This window comes from Actinokineospora sp., from assembly GCF_050699995.1.
In the GTDB taxonomy this organism is placed as follows: Bacteria; Actinomycetota; Actinomycetes; order Mycobacteriales; family Pseudonocardiaceae; genus Actinokineospora.
Genome location: NZ_JBOHGC010000241.1, coordinates 1 through 17,429 on the forward strand (window position 1 = coordinate 1; position 17,429 = coordinate 17,429).

14 protein-coding genes, 3 pseudogenes and 1 riboswitch are annotated in these 17,429 nt (G+C 70.9%); of the genes and pseudogenes, 5 read left to right on the plus strand and 12 right to left on the minus strand.

Annotated elements, in window-relative coordinates:
• Both ACRDSQ_RS12705 and ACRDSQ_RS12710 read left to right on the plus strand, forming a co-directional pair.
• Window positions 1–116, plus strand: a pseudogene (locus ACRDSQ_RS12705) (acyl-CoA dehydrogenase family protein); the annotation flags it as partial.
• Window positions 113–742 carry a TetR/AcrR family transcriptional regulator gene (locus ACRDSQ_RS12710; protein ID WP_431421170.1) on the plus strand — a complete coding sequence of 210 codons (630 nt, stop codon included), beginning with the start codon at window positions 113–115 and terminating at the stop codon, window positions 740–742. The pseudogene ACRDSQ_RS12705 and the gene ACRDSQ_RS12710, both read left to right, overlap by 4 nt.
• A gap of 92 nt (window positions 743–834) precedes the next feature.
• Here ACRDSQ_RS12710 and ACRDSQ_RS12715 read toward each other — a convergent pair whose 3' ends face one another.
• The 8 genes and pseudogenes from ACRDSQ_RS12715 to cobN form a co-directional block, all read right to left on the minus strand.
• The gene (locus ACRDSQ_RS12715) at window positions 835–1,617 is read right to left on the minus strand and encodes a DeoR/GlpR family DNA-binding transcription regulator (RefSeq protein WP_431421171.1); all 783 of its coding nucleotides are present in this window, start codon (window positions 1,615–1,617) and stop codon (window positions 835–837) included.
• A 154-nt stretch (window positions 1,618–1,771) separates the two neighbouring features.
• Complete coding sequence (locus ACRDSQ_RS12720; RefSeq protein WP_431421185.1) at window positions 1,772–4,321, minus strand: bifunctional FO biosynthesis protein CofGH; 2,550 nt, start codon at window positions 4,319–4,321, stop codon at window positions 1,772–1,774.
• A gap of 121 nt (window positions 4,322–4,442) precedes the next feature.
• Complete coding sequence (locus ACRDSQ_RS12725; protein ID WP_431421172.1) at window positions 4,443–5,015, minus strand: DoxX family protein; 573 nt, start codon at window positions 5,013–5,015, stop codon at window positions 4,443–4,445.
• A gap of 13 nt (window positions 5,016–5,028) precedes the next feature.
• Window positions 5,029–5,310, minus strand: coding sequence for a hemerythrin domain-containing protein (locus ACRDSQ_RS12730; RefSeq protein WP_431421174.1), 282 nt, complete (start codon window positions 5,308–5,310; stop codon window positions 5,029–5,031).
• A 62-nt stretch (window positions 5,311–5,372) separates the two neighbouring features.
• A pseudogene (locus ACRDSQ_RS12735) lies at window positions 5,373–6,057 on the minus strand (dihydrodipicolinate synthase family protein).
• A 31-nt stretch (window positions 6,058–6,088) separates the two neighbouring features.
• Window positions 6,089–6,241: pseudogene (locus tag ACRDSQ_RS12740) on the minus strand (dihydrodipicolinate synthase family protein); the annotation flags it as partial.
• Window positions 6,242–6,300: 59 nt separating this feature from the next.
• Window positions 6,301–6,879, minus strand: a complete 579-nt coding sequence (locus ACRDSQ_RS12745; protein WP_431421176.1) for a hypothetical protein — start codon at window positions 6,877–6,879, stop codon at window positions 6,301–6,303.
• Window positions 6,880–6,954: 75 nt separating this feature from the next.
• Window positions 6,955–10,539, minus strand: coding sequence for a cobaltochelatase subunit CobN (cobN, locus tag ACRDSQ_RS12750; RefSeq protein ID WP_431421177.1), 3,585 nt, complete (start codon window positions 10,537–10,539; stop codon window positions 6,955–6,957).
• A gap of 28 nt (window positions 10,540–10,567) precedes the next feature.
• Window positions 10,568–10,686, minus strand: a riboswitch (cobalamin riboswitch).
• Between the two features lie 15 nt (window positions 10,687–10,701).
• On the opposite strand from cobN, the gene ACRDSQ_RS12755 reads away from it, so the two are divergent.
• From ACRDSQ_RS12755 to cobJ, 3 genes are read left to right on the plus strand one after another with little or no spacing between them, the layout of a single operon-like run.
• Window positions 10,702–11,772, plus strand: coding sequence for a precorrin-3B synthase (locus ACRDSQ_RS12755; RefSeq protein WP_431421178.1), 1,071 nt, complete (start codon window positions 10,702–10,704; stop codon window positions 11,770–11,772).
• Window positions 11,769–12,392 carry a precorrin-8X methylmutase gene (locus tag ACRDSQ_RS12760; protein WP_431421179.1) on the plus strand — a complete coding sequence of 208 codons (624 nt, stop codon included), beginning with the start codon at window positions 11,769–11,771 and terminating at the stop codon, window positions 12,390–12,392. The genes ACRDSQ_RS12755 and ACRDSQ_RS12760 overlap by 4 nt, the downstream gene beginning before the upstream one ends.
• Window positions 12,389–13,897 (plus strand): precorrin-3B C(17)-methyltransferase, encoded by a 1,509-nt coding sequence (cobJ, locus tag ACRDSQ_RS12765; RefSeq protein ID WP_431421180.1) that lies wholly within the window; start codon window positions 12,389–12,391, stop codon window positions 13,895–13,897. Before ACRDSQ_RS12760 ends, cobJ begins: the two co-directional genes overlap by 4 nt.
• 36 nt (window positions 13,898–13,933) lie before the next feature.
• Here the strand turns inward: cobJ and ACRDSQ_RS12770 are convergent, their stop codons facing one another.
• The 4 genes from ACRDSQ_RS12770 to ACRDSQ_RS12785 all read right to left on the minus strand — a co-directional run.
• Entirely contained in the window at window positions 13,934–14,434 is a 501-nt protein-coding gene (locus ACRDSQ_RS12770) for a hypothetical protein (RefSeq protein ID WP_431421181.1), read from the minus strand.
• The gene (locus ACRDSQ_RS12775; RefSeq protein ID WP_431421182.1) at window positions 14,427–14,828 is read right to left on the minus strand and encodes an SWIM zinc finger family protein; all 402 of its coding nucleotides are present in this window, start codon (window positions 14,826–14,828) and stop codon (window positions 14,427–14,429) included. The genes ACRDSQ_RS12770 and ACRDSQ_RS12775 overlap by 8 nt, the downstream gene beginning before the upstream one ends.
• Before the next feature lie 27 nt (window positions 14,829–14,855).
• A complete protein-coding gene (locus tag ACRDSQ_RS12780) occupies window positions 14,856–15,068 on the minus strand; it encodes a hypothetical protein (protein WP_431421183.1) in 213 nt (70 codons plus the stop codon).
• On the minus strand, window positions 15,065–17,429 hold a 2,365-nt coding region (locus tag ACRDSQ_RS12785; RefSeq protein WP_431421184.1), incomplete at its 5' end, for a DEAD/DEAH box helicase. The genes ACRDSQ_RS12780 and ACRDSQ_RS12785, both read right to left, overlap by 4 nt.

A 17,429-nucleotide genomic window follows, 5' to 3' on the forward strand; every position in this document is an offset into this window, starting at 1 on the left:
CGTGGGAGCACCCGGCCCACCTGTACCTCAAGCGCGCCAAGGCCGATGAGCTGGCACTCGGCACCCCCGGAAGGCACCGCGCGGCCCTCGCGTCGCTGGTGGACCTGCCGGGATGAGCGAGCTGGTAGCCGGGGCGTTCCCGGACGTCACCGCCGCGGCGGCCCGCAGACTGATGGCCGCCGCGGTGGAATCGTTCGCCGACAACGATTACCACGCCACTACCACCCGCGACATCTCGACAGCGGCGGGGATGAGCCCGGCGGCGTTGTACGTCCACTTCCCGTCGAAGGCGGCGGTCCTGTCGGCGATCAGCCTCAGCGGCCACGAACGCGCTTTGGCGATCGTGGAGGCCGCCGCCGCGGGCCCCGGCACCCCGGTCGACCGGATGCGGGTGCTGGTAACGGAAATGGCCTCCTGGCACGCAACCCACCACCGAATCGCCCGGATCGTCCAGTACGAGATCACGGCGCTGCCGAAGGCGGACTACACCACGGTCGCGGACCTGCGGAGGCGAACGGAACGGGTGGTGCGGGCGCTGATCGAGGAGGGCGTCGACACAGGGGTCTTCGCGTGCGACGTACGGTCGGCGGCAAGGGCAACCCTGTCCCTGTGCGTGGACATCGCCCGCTGGTACACGGCGGCAAGCACGCCGGGCCCAGCAGAACTCGGCAAGCGCTACGCGACCCTGGTGCTCGCCATGCTGGGTGCAGGCCCCGTTAGAACCGGCAACAAACACCGCTGACGAGCCCGATGGCGAGGGTGACGGCCCGATCCCAACGGCCTGTTTGGGTGGTTCGGATCGGCCCGTCACCTTCAGGAAAGCGTCGATACTCATCAGACGATCCGCACGTCCACACCCTCAGCCTCAAACGCGGCAACGACCTCAGCAGACGCGTCCGAGTCCGTGATCAGGATGTTGATCGCCGACGTCGGGCAGATCTGCGCGAACGCGTGCTTCCCCAGCTTCGAGCTGTCCGCGATGCACACGACCTGCCGCGCCCGCTGCGTCATCAACCGGTTGATGCTCGCCTCCCCCTCATGGTGCGCATAGGCACCACGCAGGGGATCAACGGCGTCGACGCCCAAGAAGATGATGTCCAGGGTGATTTCATCAAGGATCCGGGTCGCCAGGGGGCCGCTCAGTTCGAACGACTGCGGCCGGGCCACTCCCCCGGTCACCACGATCTTCACGTGCGGCCGAACAGCCAGCTCATTCGCGATGTTCAGCGCGTTGGTCACCACCGTGACCCCAGGCTCATCCGACTGCGCGAAGTCCGGCCGGATGGCCAGGGCACGGCCGATCTCGGTGGTCGTGGTGCCACCGTTGAGGCCGATGACCGCCCCCCGGGACACCAGCGCCGCCGCGGCCTTGCCGATGCGCTCCTTCTCGGAGGCGTGGCGGGCCGTCTTGTAGCGCAGTGGCAGGTCGTAGGCCACGTTGTTCGCGACCGCTCCCCCGCGGGTGCGGGTCAGCAGCTGCTGTTCAGCCAAGTGGTCGAGATCGCGGCGGATGGTGGCCGCGGAGACGTCGAGGTCTCGGGCGAGGTCCTCGACGTCGACCTTGCCGCTCTGGCCGAGCATGTCGAGCAAAGCGCTCAAGCGTTCGTATCGATCCACCACAAACCTCCACCGTCCGGCGCGCCCCCTCGATCATGCGCGGTGTCGCAAGGTATCGCCTTGTGGAGTCGTATTCAACGACCGAAACACCTCACCACCCGTGCGGGAACACGCAGTGATTCTGTCATTTACAGACAACTCCGAACGTCCCTGGTCAGGACCCCAGCAGCGGCAGCAACGTCGGCTTCCACACCCCGTCGTGCGCGCGGGCCGTCGCGAGGCGTTCGTCGGGGACGGTGCCGTAGGTGGTGGTGCGCTGCCGCGCCGGGCGGCCCGCGGCGGTGGCGAGGGCCTCCAGGTCCGCGATCGTCTTGTAGCTGCCGTTGTCGCTGCCCGCCATGCGGCTGATGGTCTCCTCCATCAGGGTGCCGCCAAGGTCGTTGACCCCACCGCGGAGCACGTCGACGACGCCGCTGTCGCCGAGTTTGACCCAGCTGGTCTGGATGTTGGCGATCCGCCCGTGCAGCAGGATCCGCGCCAGCGCGTGCACCGCGCGGTTCTCCAGGTGGGTAGGCCCCGGCCGGGCGATCCCGGCCAGGTACAGCGGCGCATTGGTGTGGACGAACGGGAGCAGGACGAACTCGCTGAACCCGCCCGTGCGCTCCTGGGTGCGGGCGAGCAGCTTGAGGTGCGCGACCCAGTGCTCCGGCTTGTCGACGTGCCCGTACATCATGGTCGACGTCGTGGGAATGCCCAGGTCGTGCGCGGTCGTCACCACTTCGAGCCAGGTGGCGGTGGGCAGTTTGCCCTTGGTGAGCACCCACCGGACCTCGTCGTCGAGGATCTCCGCCGCGGTGCCGGGCAGCGAGTCGACGCCCGCCTCCCTGGCCGCGGTCAGCCAGTCGCGGATGGACAGGTCGGTGCGGCTGGCGCCGTTGACGACCTCCATCGGCGAGAACGCGTGCACGTGCAGGCCAGGCGCGCGGCGCTTGACCTCGGCGGCGATGTCGAAGTACGCGGTGCCTGGCAGGTCTGGGTGGATGCCGCCCTGCATGCAGACCTCGGTGGCGCCGACCGACCATGCCTCCTCGGCGCGCTGCCCGACCTGGTCGAGGGACAGGGTGTACGCGTCGGCGTCGGTGCGGCGCTGAGCGAACGCGCAGAACCGGCAGCCGGTGTAGCAGACGTTGGTGAAGTTGATGTTGCGCGTGACCACGTAGGTCACCACGTCGCCCACGGCGTCGCGGCGCAGGCCGTCGGCCAGTTTGGCCAGCGCGTCGATCTCCGCGCCGGCACCGGCTGTTAGCAGGGTCAGCGAGTCCGCGTCGGACAGTCCGCTCGGGTCCTTCTCCGCGTGCCGCAGCGCCCGCAGGAACTCCGGGCGGACGACACCGTCGGACAGCGCGGCGACCGGCCGCTGCGTGACCTGCCCGCGCAGCTCGTCCCAGTCGCCGTAGACGGAGTCGAAGTCGTCGCGGCGGTCGCTCGTGCGGCCCTCGGTGTCGATCGACGTGTGCAGGTCGGTGCGACCGTACTCGGCGAGCGAGACCTCAGGCTCCTGCCACGGCCTGCCGACCAGCGGCGCCGACTCCACGGCCAGCCCGGTCTCCGGGTCGGCGAGCGCGGCCACATGCGCGGACAGCCGGGGATCGAGCCACGGCTCGCCGCGGCGCAGGTACTCGGGGTAGATCGTCAGCCGCTCGGCCAGCCGGAACCCCGCGGCCGCCGTCTTCGACGCCAGCTCGTCGATGTGCGGCCAGGGGCGTTCGGGGTTGACGTGGTCCGGGGTGAGCGGCGAGACGCCACCCCAGTCGTCGATGCCCGCGCGCAGCAGCAGCTCGAACTCACCGCCGATGAGGTTCGGCGGGGCCTGGATGCGCGCCTTCGGCCCCAGGACCACCCGGGCGACCGCCACCGTCGCGGCGAGTTCCTCGGCCTCCGCGTCCGGCATGCCGCGCATCGCGGTGTCCGGCTTCGCGCGGAAGTTCTGCACGATGACTTCCTGGATGCCGCCGTAGCGCCGGGACACCCCGCGGATCGCGAACAGCGACTCGACCCGGTCGGCCAGGGTCTCGCCGATGCCGATGAGCACACCCGTGGTGAACGGCACCGCCGAGCGGCCCGCGTCCTCCAGCACCCGCAGCCGAACCACGGGCTCCTTGTCCGGCGAGCCGTAGTGCGGCCCGCCGGGCTCGGCCCACAGCGTCCTCGACGTGGTCTCCAGCATCATGCCCATCGACGGCGCGACCGGCTTGAGCCGCTGCAGGTCGGTCCAGCTGAGCACGCCCGGGTTGAGGTGCGGCAGGAGGCCGGTCTCCTCCAGCACCCGGATGGCCATCGCGCGGACATAGGACAGCGTGTCGGGGTAGCCCGCCGCCTCCAGCCAGTCCGCGGCGGCGTCCCAACGGTCCTCGGGCCGGTCGCCGAGGGTGAACAGCGCTTCCTTGCAGCCCATCGCCGCGCCGGCGCGCGCGATCTCGAGGACCTCGTCCGGGCTCAGGAATGGCGCGGGCAGCCGGTGCGGCACGGTGGCGAACGTGCAGTAGTGGCAGCGGTCGCGGCACAGCCGGGTCAGCGGGATGAAGACCTTGCGCGAGTACGTGATGACGCCGGGTCGCCCGGCCGCCTCAAGACCCGCGTCGCGGATGCGGGACGCGGTGTCGAACAGGTCGTCGAGGTGCTCGCCGCGAGCGTGCAGCAGCACCTCGGCTTCGACCTGGTCGAGCGTGGCGCCGTCGCGCGCTCGGCGCAGGGCTCGACGCAGGGCGGACTCGGCGGGCACACGGATCACGGACACCTCCACGGGACTTTGTCCCAACCTAATAGGAGGTCAGGACAAAACCCGCGTCCCGTGGAGCAGTCGGACGTGACCCGCGCCTCACTGCTCAGCCAGGCAGCACGCCCGCGAGTGCCTTGCGGGCCTTTCGCGGCGCCTCGGCGACCGTCTCGGTCACCGACTCACCGGCGTCGTGGGCCCATTCGCCCAGCTCGTGGGCGCGCTTGTTGACCTGGCGGGTGGCCCGCCGGGCCCGCCAGCCCAGCGACGGCTTGCCCTCGGTGTCACCCACGGCCAGCATCAGCCCGCCGAGCAGGCCGACGTTCTTCATGAAGTGGGCCCGCTGGTTCTTGGCGGCCGCGCTGTCCTTCTCGTCCCAGAACCGGTGCGTGGCGAGCGTGGTGGGCACGATGCTCCCCGCCAGCAGCAACGCCGAGACCCGCGGGAACTTGCCCAACGCGAGCGCCACGCCCGCGCCGACCTTGACCGCGCCGTCGATCTTCACCAGGGTCACCGGGTCGGTCGGCACCTGGGCGGGCATCCGGTCGCCCACCATCCCGGTCACCGTGTCCAGCAGCGGTTTCGCCGCCTCCGCGTGCGCCGCCGGGTTGCGCAACGCCTCGATGCCGCCGGAGATGAAGATCGCGGCGAGCATCGGTCGGGCCAGCCTGCGCAGGATCATCGTTCTCGTCCTCTCACTCGTCGATCCGGTCCTCGGTGCGCTCCGCCAGTTCGCGAACGTGCTCCAGGTCCCCACACCCCGCGGCGAAGTGCTTGACCTCTTCGGCGTCGACCTTGCGGAGCCTCCGCAGCGCCGGGTAGACCTCGGCCTCCTCGGCCTCGGCGTGCGCGACCAGTCGCGTGGACAGCTCGGCCAGCACCTTCGCCTGGCCGTTCGTGTCGTCCCGCAGGTCCCGGAACAGGTCCTCGAAGAGCCGGTGGTCAGCGAGGATCAGTTCGATCACGTCGTCGGTCATCTCAAATCCCTTCGCCGTCTCGGGATCGGGGGTACCCGCGCTGGGTGCGGGTCAACCGTCAGTCACGGTAGGTCGAAGGCCAGGAACCCGCTCGCCGACGTGAGCGCGCCCGCGGAGGCCGGAAGGTGTGGCAGCCGCACCGCGGGGGTGGCGATTCGGCCCTGGTCGTGCAGGACCGCCTTGATCACCGCCGGGTTGGGCTCGGCGAACAGCGCGGCGGAGAGATCAGCCAATCGGTGGCCCATGGCGCGGGCCCGGTCGACGTCGCCCTTGGCCCAGGCGTCGACCAGTTCGGCGCACGTGGGCGGAGGCGAGGATGCCGCCCTCGGCGCCGAGGGCGAGGAGCGGGGAGACGCACACGTCGTCGCCGCCGAACACGGCGAAGCCCGGCGGGCGGTGGGCGAGGATCGTGACCGTGTCGGCGTCGATGGCGCCCACGCTGTGCTTGGTGCCGATGACGTTGGGGATCTCGGCGAGGCGCAGGATGGCGTCGGCGGACAGGGTCAGGCCGGTTCGGTAGGGGACGTTGTAGACGATCAGCGGCACGGGGCTGCTCTTCGCGAGGACGCGGAAATGCTCGACGACGCCCTCTTCGCGGGGGCGGGTGAAGGGCGGGACGAGGGTAAGGGCGGCGGTGACCTCGGGGCCGAGTTCGTCGAGGGCTCGGGACGACGCCGCGGTGCCGCTGCCACCCGCTCCGACGATGAGCGGGACGTGCCGTTCCCCCGGCGACGCCCGCGCAGACATCGAGGACTTGGGCGCGTTCCTCGGGGTCGAGGCCGGCCGCCTCGGCTGTGGTGCCCAAGGCGACCAGGCCGGTGGCTCCGTCGCTGATCACCTCGTGGGCGAGGCGGGCAAGGGAGTCGCGGTCGACTTGGTCGTCGGCGGTGAACGGGGTGATGAGGGGGACGAGGATTCCGGCGAGGTCCATGGTGACGACCCTGGTGTCCGGCCGCGCCGGACACCAGTTCACGTTGCTACACAGACTCGTTAGCGGGTGCCCGGTGGACTAAGCAACGGCCCCTCGTACAGCGGCCCGCCATCGTGGTCGCTGACGCGCACCCGCAGCGAGTCGGGAGGGTCGGACACGGCCCGCGGCTCGGCGACCACGAATGCGCCTCCCGCGACCACGGCGTCGAGGGTGGTCCCGTCGGGCAGCAGCACGACGAGCGCTCCGACCTCAGGCGCCGCTCGCCCGGAGACCACCAGCAGACCCGACTCGGAGCCGATCGCCATGCAGCCGAGGAACCGCGTGTCGAAACCACTCGCCGGGCAGTAGGACCGCGCGGACCTGCCCGGACTCGACGAACACAGGCGGAGGTCAGACAAGCGGCTGACCAGAACGACCACCCGGTAGTCGGCGACGGGAGACCTGGCGATGACCTGCCGCCACCCACCCGGGTCGGCGAAGCCCGCCGGCGGACCGGTCGACAGGCACCCAAGGTGGGCATCCAGGTCGTTCGTGGCGAAGGCCCGCGCGGGGCGCTCCAAGGCGATCACCGTTCCCGATGTCAGAAAGAGCGCCACGATCGCGAGCGCCGCGGCTGAGCGCCATGTTCGTACCGCCATCGCATCCCCCTGGTTCGCTGAGGGATCATGCCAGGCACAGCCGCGGCGCGGCGTCGATTCGGCGAAGCGTGTCCGCTACTCCGAGCCTGCTTCGATGTCGCCCTCCACCTGCAGGTACAGCTCCTGCAGCTGCTGCAGCGTCGCCGGGTCCGGGTCGGCCCACATCTTGCGTTCGGCCGCTTCCAGGAGGCGTTCGGCGATGCCGTGCAGGGCCCACGGGTTGGACTCGGTGAGGAACTTGCGGTTCTCCGGGTCCAGCGCGTAGGTCTGCGCCAGCTTGTCGTACATCCAGTCGGCGACCACGCCGGTGGTGGCGTCGTAGCCGAACAGGTAGTCGACGGTCGCGGCGAGTTCGAAGGCGCCCTTGTAGCCGTGGCGGCGCATCGCCTCGATCCAGCGGGGGTTGACCACGCGGGAGCGGAAGACGCGGTTGGTCTCCTCCTCCAGCGAGCGGGTGCGAACCGACTCCGGCCTGGTGCTGTCGCCGATGTAGGCCGCGGGGGCCTTGCCGGTGAGCGCGCGGACGGTGGCGATCATGCCGCCGTGGTACTGGTAGTAGTCGTCGGAGTCGGCGATGTCGTGTTCGCGGCTGTCGACGTTCTTGGCCGCCACGGCGATGCGCTTGTAGGCCGATTCCATGTCCTCGCGGGCCGGGGCGCCGTCGAGGTCGCGGCCGTAGGCGAAGCCGCCCCAGACGGCGTAGACCTCGGCGAGGTCGGAGTCGTCGCGCCAGTTGTGGCTGTCGATCAGCGGCAGCAGGCCCGCGCCGTACGCGCCGGGCTTGGAGCCGAAGATGCGAGTCGTCGCCCGACGCTCGTCTTTTGCGTTGTCCGCCGACACATGTGCGCGAACGTAGTTGTCCTCTTCGGACTCTTCGAGAGCCGCGACGAGTCGCACGGCATCGTCGAGGAGGTAGACGACATGCGGGAAGGCGTCACGGAAGAAGCCGGAGATGCGGACGGTGACGTCGATGCGCGGGCGGCCCAGCTCCTCCAGGGAGATCACTTCCAGGCCGCTGACCCGGCGGGACGCCTCGTCCCACACCGGGCGGACACCCATGAGCGCCAGCACTTCGGCGATGTCGTCGCCCGCAGTGCGCATGGCGGAGGTGCCCCACACCGACAGGCCGACCGACCGCGGGAACTCGCCGGTGTCGGTCTTGTAGCGGTCCACAAGGGACTCCGCCATGGCCGAGCCGGTCTCCCAGGCGAGCCTGCTCGGGATCGCCTTCGGGTCCACGGAGTAGAAGTTGCGGCCGGTGGGCAGCACGTTGATCAGACCGCGCAGCGGGGAGCCGCTCGGCCCGGCGGGGACGTAGCCGCCGTCGAGTGCGTGCAGGATGTGGCCGATCTCGTCGGTCGTCTTCGCGAGGCGGGGAACGACTTCCAGCGCGGCGAAGGTCAGCACCTCGACCACCGCCTCGTTATCGGAACCCAGGACGTCGCGGGCGACCTGGCGGGCCTCGTCGACCGACCAGCCGTGGTTCTCCATCGACTCCACCAACGCCAAGGCAAGCGCATCGATCTCGTCGACCTTGGTGCGGGTCTCCGAACCGTCCTCCGTGAGCCCCAGAGCCTCACGCAGACCGGGGAGCGCGGACGCCTTGCCGCCCCACATCTGGCGGGCGCGCAGCATCGAGTTGACCAGGTTGACCCGGGCCGCGCCGGTCGGCGCGAGGCCGAGGGTGTGCAGGCCGTCGCGGATCTGGACGTCCTTGATCTCGCACAGCCAGCCGTCGACGTGCAGCAGGAAGTCGTCGAACTCCGCGTCGTGCGGGCGGTCGTCCAGGCCGAGGTCGTGGTCGAGTTTGGCGGCCTGGATGAGCGTCCAGATCTGGGCGCGGATCGCGGGCAGCTTCGCCGGGTCCATCGCGGCGATGTTGGAATGCTCGTCGAGCAACTGCTCCAGCCGGGCGGTGTCGCCGTAGCTCTCGGCGCGGGCCATCGGCGGGACCAGGTGGTCGACCAGGGTGGCGTGCGCGCGGCGCTTGGCCTGGGTGCCCTCGCCCGGGTCGTTGACCAGGAACGGGTAGATCAGCGGCATGTCGCCGAGCGCGGCGTCGGTCCCGCAGGACGCGGACATGCCGAGGTTCTTGCCGGGCAGCCATTCCAGGTTGCCGTGCTTGCCGAGGTGGATCATCGCGTGGGCGCCGAAGCTGCCCGCGACCCAGCGGTACGCGGCCAGGTAGTGGTGGCTCGGCGGCAGGTTCGGGTCGTGGTAGATCGCGACCGGGTTCTCGCCGAAGCCGCGCGGCGGCTGGACGATCAGCACCACGTTGTTCGCCTGAAGCGCGGCGAGGACGATCTCGCCCTCGGGGTCGGTGGAGTGGTCGACGAACAGCGTGCCGGGCGCCGGGCCCCAGTGCTCCTCCATCGACGCGCGCAGGTCCTCGGGCAGCGTGTCGTACCAGGTGCGGTACTCGGCCGCGGAGATGCGGACGGGGTTGCCGGACAGCTGCTCCTCGGTGAGCCAGTTCGGGTCCTGGCCGCCCGCCTCGATGAGCGCGTGGATCAGCGCGTCGCCGTCGCCGGACGAGACGCCGGGCAGGTCGCCGATGTCGTAGCCCGCGTCCTTCATGGCGTTGAGCAGCGCGATGGCGCTGGCCGGGGTGTCGAGGCCGACGGCGTTGCCGATGCGGGCGTGCTTGGTCGGGTACGCCGACAGCATCAGCGCGATCTTGCGTTCGGCGGCCGGGACATGGCGCAGGGTCGCGTGCTTGACCGCTATGCCTGCTACGCGAGCGGCGCGCTCCGGGTCGGCGACGTAGACCGACAGGCCGTCCTTGTCCTGTTCCTTGAAGGAGAACGGGACGGTGATGATCCGGCCGTCGAACTCGGGCACGGCGACCTGGGTCGCGGTGTCGAGCGGGGACAGGCCGTCGTCGCTCTCCTCCCAGGTGGAGCGGCTCGACGTCAGGCACAGGCCCTGCAGGATCGGGATGTCGAGCGCGGCCAGCGCGCCGACGTCCCACGCGCCGTCGTCCCCGCCCGCGCCCGCGTCGGCGGGTCGGGTGCCGCCTGCCGCGAGCACGGTGACGACCAGCGCGTCGACGGTGCCCAGCACTTCGAGCAGCTCTTCGGAGGCGGTGCGCAGGGAGGCGCAGTACACCGGGACGGCCTGGCCGCCCGCGTCCTCGACGGCGCACGAGAGCGCCTCGACGAACGCGGTGTTCCCGGCGATGTGGTGGGCGCGGTAGTAGAGGATGCCGATCTTCGGCCCCTCGGTGCGGCGTGGCTCGCGCTCCAGCGGACCCCAGGTGGCCAGCTCGACCGGCTTGGCGAAGCCGTTGCCGGTGAGCAGCAGGGTGTCGGACAGGAAGTGGAAGAGCTCGCGGAGGTTGTCGCCGCCGCCGTGCGCGAGGTAGCTGTGGGCTTCGGCGACCACGCCGACGGGCGCGGTGGAGCACTCCATCAGCTCCGCGTCGGGCGCCGCCTCGCCGCCGAGGACGACGACTGGGCGGTTGCCCGCGAGGAGGGCGTCGAGGCCGTCCTCCCAGGCCCGGCGGCCGCCGAGGAGGCGGACGATGACCACGTCGACGCCGTCGAGCAGCGCGGGCAGGTCGTCCACGCCGAGCCGGGCGGGGTTGCCGAGCCGGTAGTCGGCGCCGCTGGCACGCGCGGAGAGCAGGTCGGTGTCGGAGGTCGACAAGAGCAGGATCATGAGGCCCTTCCTGGGGTCCGCGCCCCGGGTCGTGGTCGCGATGACGGGAGTTCCTGGCTTCCGGGGAAGCGATTCCCCGGTGACAGTGGCGGGACCGCGCCGGATTCACACCGGCTTCCTCCACTTGCCATCGCAGTGACTCGCTCACCCTATATTCGGGCGGTGCAAACCTCCCAGTCTGGAATCAGGCGCAGCCGCTCGGGTGCCGACGCCTGCCCCGGTGCGCTCGACGTCCACCGGGCCGCTGACGGCGGCTTGGCGCGGGTGCGGATTCCGGGCGGTCGGCTGACGTTCGCGCAGCTCAGGGCCGTCGCGGAAGCGTCGGCTGACCTGGGCGACGGGGTGTTGGAGTTGACCTCCCGGGCGAACCTGCAGGTGCGTGGTCTGGCCGAGGGCGCCGAGGTCGAGCTGGGTGCGCGACTGGCCGAAGCGGGCCTGCTGCCGTCGCTGACGCACGAGAAAGTGCGCAACATCATGTCTTCGCCGCTGGGCGATCCCGGCTTCGCCGCGGAGCTGGACGCCGAGCTGTGTTCGAAACCCGCACTGGCGCGGTTGCCCGGCCGGTTCCTGTTCGTGTTCGACGACGGCCGCGGCGACGTGGCGTGGCTGGGCGCGGACGTCGCCGCCCTGCCGGTGGGCGCGGACGTGGCGATCTTGCTTGGCGGCGTGGATCACGGCGTCCGGGTGCCGCGCGCGGCGGTGGTGTCGACGATGTTGGCCTGTGCCGACGCGTTCCTCGAGGTGCGCGACGAGCAGTGGCGAGTCGCCGAACTGGACGCGGGCGCCATCGCCGCGCGGTTCCCCACCACGACCGACCGCGTCGAGCCGGGTGCGCCGGTGGTGGTCGGCCCGGTGGGCCCCGTCGAGTTCGCCGACGGGACGGCCGGGTTCGGTGTCGCGGTCCCGCTGGGGCGCTTGACCTCCGTGCAGGCCCTGGACCTGGGCCGGGACGTCGTGGTCACTCCGTGGCGGAGCCTGGTCGTGGCCGGGCCGGAGCCTGAGGTGGCAGGCCTGATCACCGACCCGGCGTCGCCCTGGGTCGGGGTCACCGCGTGCGCCGGGCGCCCCGGCTGCGCGAAATCCCTGGCCGACGTCCGCGCGGACGCCCGGCCCCTTGACCGACCCGCGCACTGGTCCGGCTGCGCTCGGCGCTGCGGACGACCCGCGGGCGAGGTGATCGACGTGGTGGCCACCGAGAGCGGCTACCAGGTGTCTGGAAGGCAGGAACCTTGATCGACTACATCCGGGACGGCGCGGAGATCTACCGCCGCTCGTTCGCCACGATCCGGGCCGAGGCGGATCTCGCCGGGCTGCCCGAGGACGTGGCCCGCGTCGCGGTCCGCATGATCCACGCCTGCGGCATGGTCGACTTGGTGAGCGACATCGCCTACTCCCCCGACGTCGTCCGCGCGGCCCGCACGGCCCTGCTCGACGGCGCCCCGGTGCTGTGCGACGCGCACATGGTCGCCTCCGGTGTCACGCGCAAGCGGCTGCCCGCGGACAACGAGATCATCTGCACCCTCTCGGACCCGACCGTCCCGGCTTTGGCGTCCACTTTGGACAACACGCGCAGCGCGGCGGCCATGGAACTGTGGCGCGACAAGCTCGAGGGCTCGGTCGTGGCGATCGGCAACGCTCCGACCGCGCTGTTCCGGCTGCTGGAGATGATCGACGCGGGGGCGGGCAAGCCCGCCGCCGTCCTCGGCCTGCCGGTGGGGTTCATCGGGGCGGCGGAGTCGAAGGAAGCTTTGGCGGCACACGCAAGCGTGCCGTACCTGGTGGTTCGCGGGCGGCGTGGCGGCAGCGCCATGGCCGTGGCCGCGATCAACGCGATAGCGAGTGAGCAGGAATGACGGGCACCCTGTACGGCGTCGGCCTCGGCCCCGGCGACCCGGAGCTGATGACGGTCAAGGCCGCGCGGCTGATCGGCGAGGCCGACGTGATCGCGTATCACAGCGCACGCCACGGCAAGTCGATCGCGCGCGGTGTCGCCGCGAAGTACTTGCGGGACGGGCAGATCGAGGAGCAGCTGGTCTACCCGCTGACCGTCGAGACCACGGACCACCCCGGTGGCTACGCGGGCGCGATGGCGGAGTTCTACGAACAGAGCGCTGCTCGACTGGCGGTGCATTTGGACGCGGACCGCGATGTGGTGGTGCTGGCGGAAGGCGACCCGCTGTTCTACGGGTCGTACATGCACATGCACAAGCGGTTGTGCGACCGCTACAAGACCGAGGTCGTCCCCGGCGTCACGTCCGTGAGCGCGGCCGCGGCGGTGTTGGGGCGGCCGCTGGTCGAGGGTGAGGAAGTCCTCACCGTGCTGCCGGGAACGTTGCCTGAGGAAGACCTCGCCCGCCACCTCGCCGCGACGGACTCCGCTGCCGTGATGAAGCTGGGGCGCACGTTCGGCAAGGTCCGGGCCGCTTTCGAGGCGGCGGGCAAGCTCGACCGCGCGCTGTATGTGGAGCGGGCGACCTGGGATCAGGGGCGGAGCCTGCCGCTGTCCGAAGTGGACCCGACCACCGTGCCGTACTTCTCCTTGGCACTGCTCCCAAGCCCGATCAACGACGGCGTGGCCGGACAGGTAGCCACCCCTGTGTGGACGGAGTCGGTCGGCGAGGTCGTCGTCGTGGGCACCGGACCGGCAGGCCGCCCGTGGCTGACCCCCGAGGCGCAGGACGCCTTGGCGACAGCCGACGACTTGGTCGGCTACGTCACCTACCTCGACCGCGTCCCGCCGAACCCGCGTCAGCGAAGGCACGCCTCGGACAACCAGGTGGAGGCCGAACGGGCCGCGTTCGCGCTGGACCTGGCCAAGCGCGGCAGGCGGGTGGCGGTTGTCTCCTCCGGTGACCCCGGCGTGTTCGCGATGGCGGCAGCGGTGCTGGAAGTCGCCTGCGATCCACAGTGGACCGATGTGCCAGTGCGGATCCTCCCCGGCCTCACCGCCGCGCAAGCCGTGGCCAGCCGGGTGGGCGCTCCCTTGGGCCATGACTTCTGCACGATTTCCCTGTCCGACCGCCTGAAGCCGTGGGACGTCATCACCAAACGCCTCGACGCGGTGGCGGCGGCGGACCTGGTGATCGCGATCTACAACCCGGCGTCGAAGTCACGGACCTGGCAACTCGGCGAGGCCCGCGACCTGCTCCTCAAGCACCGCAAGCCCGACACCCCGGTCGTCATCGGCCGCGACGTCGGCGGCCCCCAGGAGTCGGTCCGCGTCATCCGCCTGGCCGACCTGGACCCGAGCACGGTGGACATGCGCTGCCTGCTGCTGATCGGCTCATCCCAGACCCGGGTCGTCGACCGCGGCGACGGCAGCCAGGTCGTCTTCACCCCTCGCACCTACCCAGGCTGACACGGTGGGGCGCGCCTCGCGCGGCGCGCCCCACTGTCAGGCCTGCACGGTGATGAGTGCCGCCGTGACGTCGGGCTGCGGTGGGGCCGCGGGCCACCATTCGCCGCTCTGGTCGCGGTAGGGGTACCACCGGTTGTCCCTACCCAGCCGCAGTTGCAGGTCGCCCATGGTCCAGTGGTTGCGTTCGACGGTGACCTCTCCCTCGGCGACCGAGGCCAAGGCGTCGTCGGCGCGGGCGCGGTGGGACATGGGTGGCTGCCAGGTGGTCTCCAGCACCCGCAACCCCTGCTCGCCCCCGTTGCGCCACGCCGCGACCGCCCGGTCGAGGCCGTCGACCAACGGCCGCAACTGAGCCTCCGCCACCGGATACGTCGCCGCGTACCGCACCGCGTCCGGTCGGCGGGCCAGGTCGGGAACCTCGCCGGTCAACAGCTGACGAGCCCGAGCGGCGGCGTCCGTGGCGAGCAACTCCAGCGCTTCAGGATCGACTCCCTCGGCGGCCGGAACCGACAACACGACCGGCGCCCCCTCAGGCATCGGCGGCACGTCGGGCAAAGCCGTCGGCGGGCGCGAACACCTCGGTCGCCAACTCCGTGGCAGGAGCAGCGGACCGACCATGGAGATCGCCCAACAACTCTGCCTCGTCCTTGCCACGCAACAGGAGCAGCACGAACGGATCGGCGTCCAACAGCCAGGAAACCTGATACGCCAACGCCGCCGCGTGCCGACAAGGCATCTCCCACCCAGGGCAGGAACACTCCGGGTCAAGATCACCGATGTCCGGCAGCAACCGCACACCGGCGTCCGCCGCGGCGTGCACCAACTCGGCAGGCATGTCCCGGTCGAGCAGGGCGGCGATGTGCCCGGCCTGCACCGCGATCTGGTCCAGGAACCGACGCCATTCGTGATCCGACAACGGTTCCAGCCGCATGACGGTCTGATACGACGTGTCGTCCTCTTAGTCCCGCACGGTCGCGGCGAGCCTGCCGGGGCTCACCGTGATGGACCCGACGTACCCGGTGTACGCGTACTTCCGGCCCTGCCGCAGTTGCTGCTCGTCGAGCGCCGAGTCCTCCATGGCCTTGATCCACGCGCGCCCCCACCAGGTGCGCGCGAAGTGGCCCGGACGCCGCTTGGCGGGCGGGAAAGCAGGAAATCCTCTGGCTGTCATCGGCCACCTCGCAGTTCCACCAACGCGGCCAAGTCCACATCGGACAACTCGGTCAGCGCGGACTCGCCGGAGGCGAGGATCGAGTCGGCCAGGTCTCGCTTGGTGCCGAGCATCTCGGCGATGCGGTCCTCCAGGGTTCCCTCGGCGATGAGCCGGTGCACCTGGACCGGCCGGGTCTGGCCGATCCGGTAGGCCCGGTCGGTCGCCTGGTCCTCGACTGCCGGGTTCCACCAGCGGTCGTAGTGCACGACATGGTCGGCGCGGGTCAGGTTGAGTCCGGTGCCCGCCGCCTTCAGCGACAGCAGGAACACCGGAAACTTCCCCGCGGTGAACTCGGCGACAAGCTGCTCACGGCGGGGAATCGAGGTGCCACCGTGCAGCAACGCGGCGCCGATGCCGCGTTCGCGCAGGTGTCGTTCGAGCAGCCGGGCCATGGTCACGTACTGGGTGAAGACCAGGACCGAGCCGCCCTCGGCGAGGATCGTGTCGAGCAGTTCGTCGAGCAGTTCGAGCTTCCCGGACCGGCCGGTCAGCTTGGCCGACGGCTCCTTGAGGTACTGCGCCGGATGGTTGCAGACCTGCTTGAGACCGGTGATCAGCTTCATCACCAGCCCGCGCCGGGCCATCCCATCGGCTTGGCGGATGCTCTCCATCGTCTCGCGCACGACCGCGGTGTAGAGCGCGGCCTGCTCGTGGCTCAGTGACACCGGCTGGTCGGTTTCGGTCTTGGGCGGCAACTCGGGCGCGATGCCCGGGTCGGACTTGCGCCGCCGCAACAGGAACGGGCGCACCAGCTTGGACAGCCGCCGGGCGAGTTCCTCGTCGCGGTCGGCCTCGATCGGCTTGGCCCAACGGGTGCGGAACGCGCCGAGCGTGCCGAGCAGGCCGGGCGTGGTCCAGTCGAGGACGGCCCACAGCTCGGACAGGTTGTTCTCCACGGGCGTGCCGGTCAGCGCGACCCGCGCGTCAGCGGGGATCGTGCGCAAAGCCTTGGCCGTGCTGGACGACGGGTTCTTCACGTGCTGCGCTTCGTCGGCGACGAGCAGACCCCAGCGGTGCGCGCCGAGCTGTTCGGCGTCCGTCCGCATCGTGCCGTAGGTGGTCAGGACGAAACCGTCGTCGGCGAGAGTGCGGGCGTTGCCGTGGTAGCGGCGAACCGGGGTGCCAGGCGCGAACCTGGTGATCTCCCGCTCCCAGTTGCCCAGCAGCGACGCCGGGCACACGACCAGCGTCGGACCCTGAGTGTCCATATCGGACTGCCGGTGCAGGTGCAGGGCGATCAGGGTGATCGTCTTGCCCAGCCCCATGTCGTCGGCGAGGCAACCGCCGAGACCCAGCGAGGTCATCCGGGCCAGCCACCGCAGCCCGCGCAGCTGGTAGTCGCGCAGGGCCGCGGTGAGCGCGGCGGGCTGGGCCACCGCGTCGGCGCCGCTGTCGGGATCGGCGATGCGCGCCCGCAGGTCGTCGAGCCACTTGCTGCTCACGACCTCGACTCGCTCGCCGTCGATCTCGGCCGTGCCCGCGAGGGCGACACCGAGCGCCTCCAGGGCGCCGACCGGCTTCAACTCTCGGTCACGGGCCTTGCGGGCGATCTCCGGGTCGACCAGGACCCACTGGGCACGCAGCCGCACCACGGGCCGGTGTGCCTCGGCGAGCTGGTCGAGTTCGGTCTTGGTGAGGGGCTGGTCGCCCAGGGCGAGCTGCCAGTCGAAGGACAGCACGCCGTCGCCGCCGAGCAGCGAGCGCAGGTTCGACGGTGGCTGTAACACGGCGCCGCCTCCGGCGGCGCGGCTCGGTCGCCTTGATGGTGACGTTTCGGGGGGCCCGCACGAACACTCGCCAACTTCGATGGCGTGTTCGTGCGGTACCCCCGAAACGTCACCGCGACCGAGGTCGGTCTGGCCGATGACCGCTTTCGCGGAGACCGACGTGAGCAGTTCCTTGGGCCAGTGCACGTCGATCCCGGCCGCGCTCAGGCGCGGGGCCTGCAGGAAAAGATCAGTGACGTCGACGTCATCCAGCGTCAGCCGGTCGGGGACCCCCCGCGACAGCAGCGGTTCCAGCGGCGACCACACGCGGGCCGCGCGGCGCAGCGCGAGAGTGACCTCGATGCGAGCCGACGGTCCAAGGCCGCCGTCGGCCCACAGCTGGGCGACGTCGACCACGACGGCCGGGTCGGCGAGCGAGTGCGCCTGCACCACGGCATGGAACGCGCCCGAGCCGTAGTCGTCGCCCGGCACCTCCAACCGCAGCGACACCCGCACGCCCGCGTCGAGGCCCGCCGACAGCTCGTCGGACCACGCCCGGAGCTTGGGCGCCTTGGTCGGCGTGCGGGCGGCGAACAGCGGGCCGCCCGCCACC

Coding starts and splice junctions, on each gene's coding strand:
- ACRDSQ_RS12730 (WP_431421174.1), bottom strand. CDS start 5,310: ATGACCGACGACGTGATCGAACTGATCCTCGCTGACCACCGGCTCTTC.
- ACRDSQ_RS12745 (WP_431421176.1), bottom strand. CDS start 6,879: ATGGCGGTACGAACATGGCGCTCAGCCGCGGCGCTCGCGATCGTGGCG.
- ACRDSQ_RS12725 (WP_431421172.1), bottom strand. CDS start 5,015: ATGATCCTGCGCAGGCTGGCCCGACCGATGCTCGCCGCGATCTTCATC.
- ACRDSQ_RS12780 (WP_431421183.1), bottom strand. CDS start 15,068: ATGACAGCCAGAGGATTTCCTGCTTTCCCGCCCGCCAAGCGGCGTCCG.
- ACRDSQ_RS12770 (WP_431421181.1), bottom strand. CDS start 14,434: ATGCCTGAGGGGGCGCCGGTCGTGTTGTCGGTTCCGGCCGCCGAGGGA.
- ACRDSQ_RS12710 (WP_431421170.1), top strand. CDS start 113: ATGAGCGAGCTGGTAGCCGGGGCGTTCCCGGACGTCACCGCCGCGGCG.
- cobN (WP_431421177.1), bottom strand. CDS start 10,539: ATGATCCTGCTCTTGTCGACCTCCGACACCGACCTGCTCTCCGCGCGT.
- cobJ (WP_431421180.1), top strand. CDS start 12,389: ATGACGGGCACCCTGTACGGCGTCGGCCTCGGCCCCGGCGACCCGGAG.
- ACRDSQ_RS12775 (WP_431421182.1), bottom strand. CDS start 14,828: ATGCGGCTGGAACCGTTGTCGGATCACGAATGGCGTCGGTTCCTGGAC.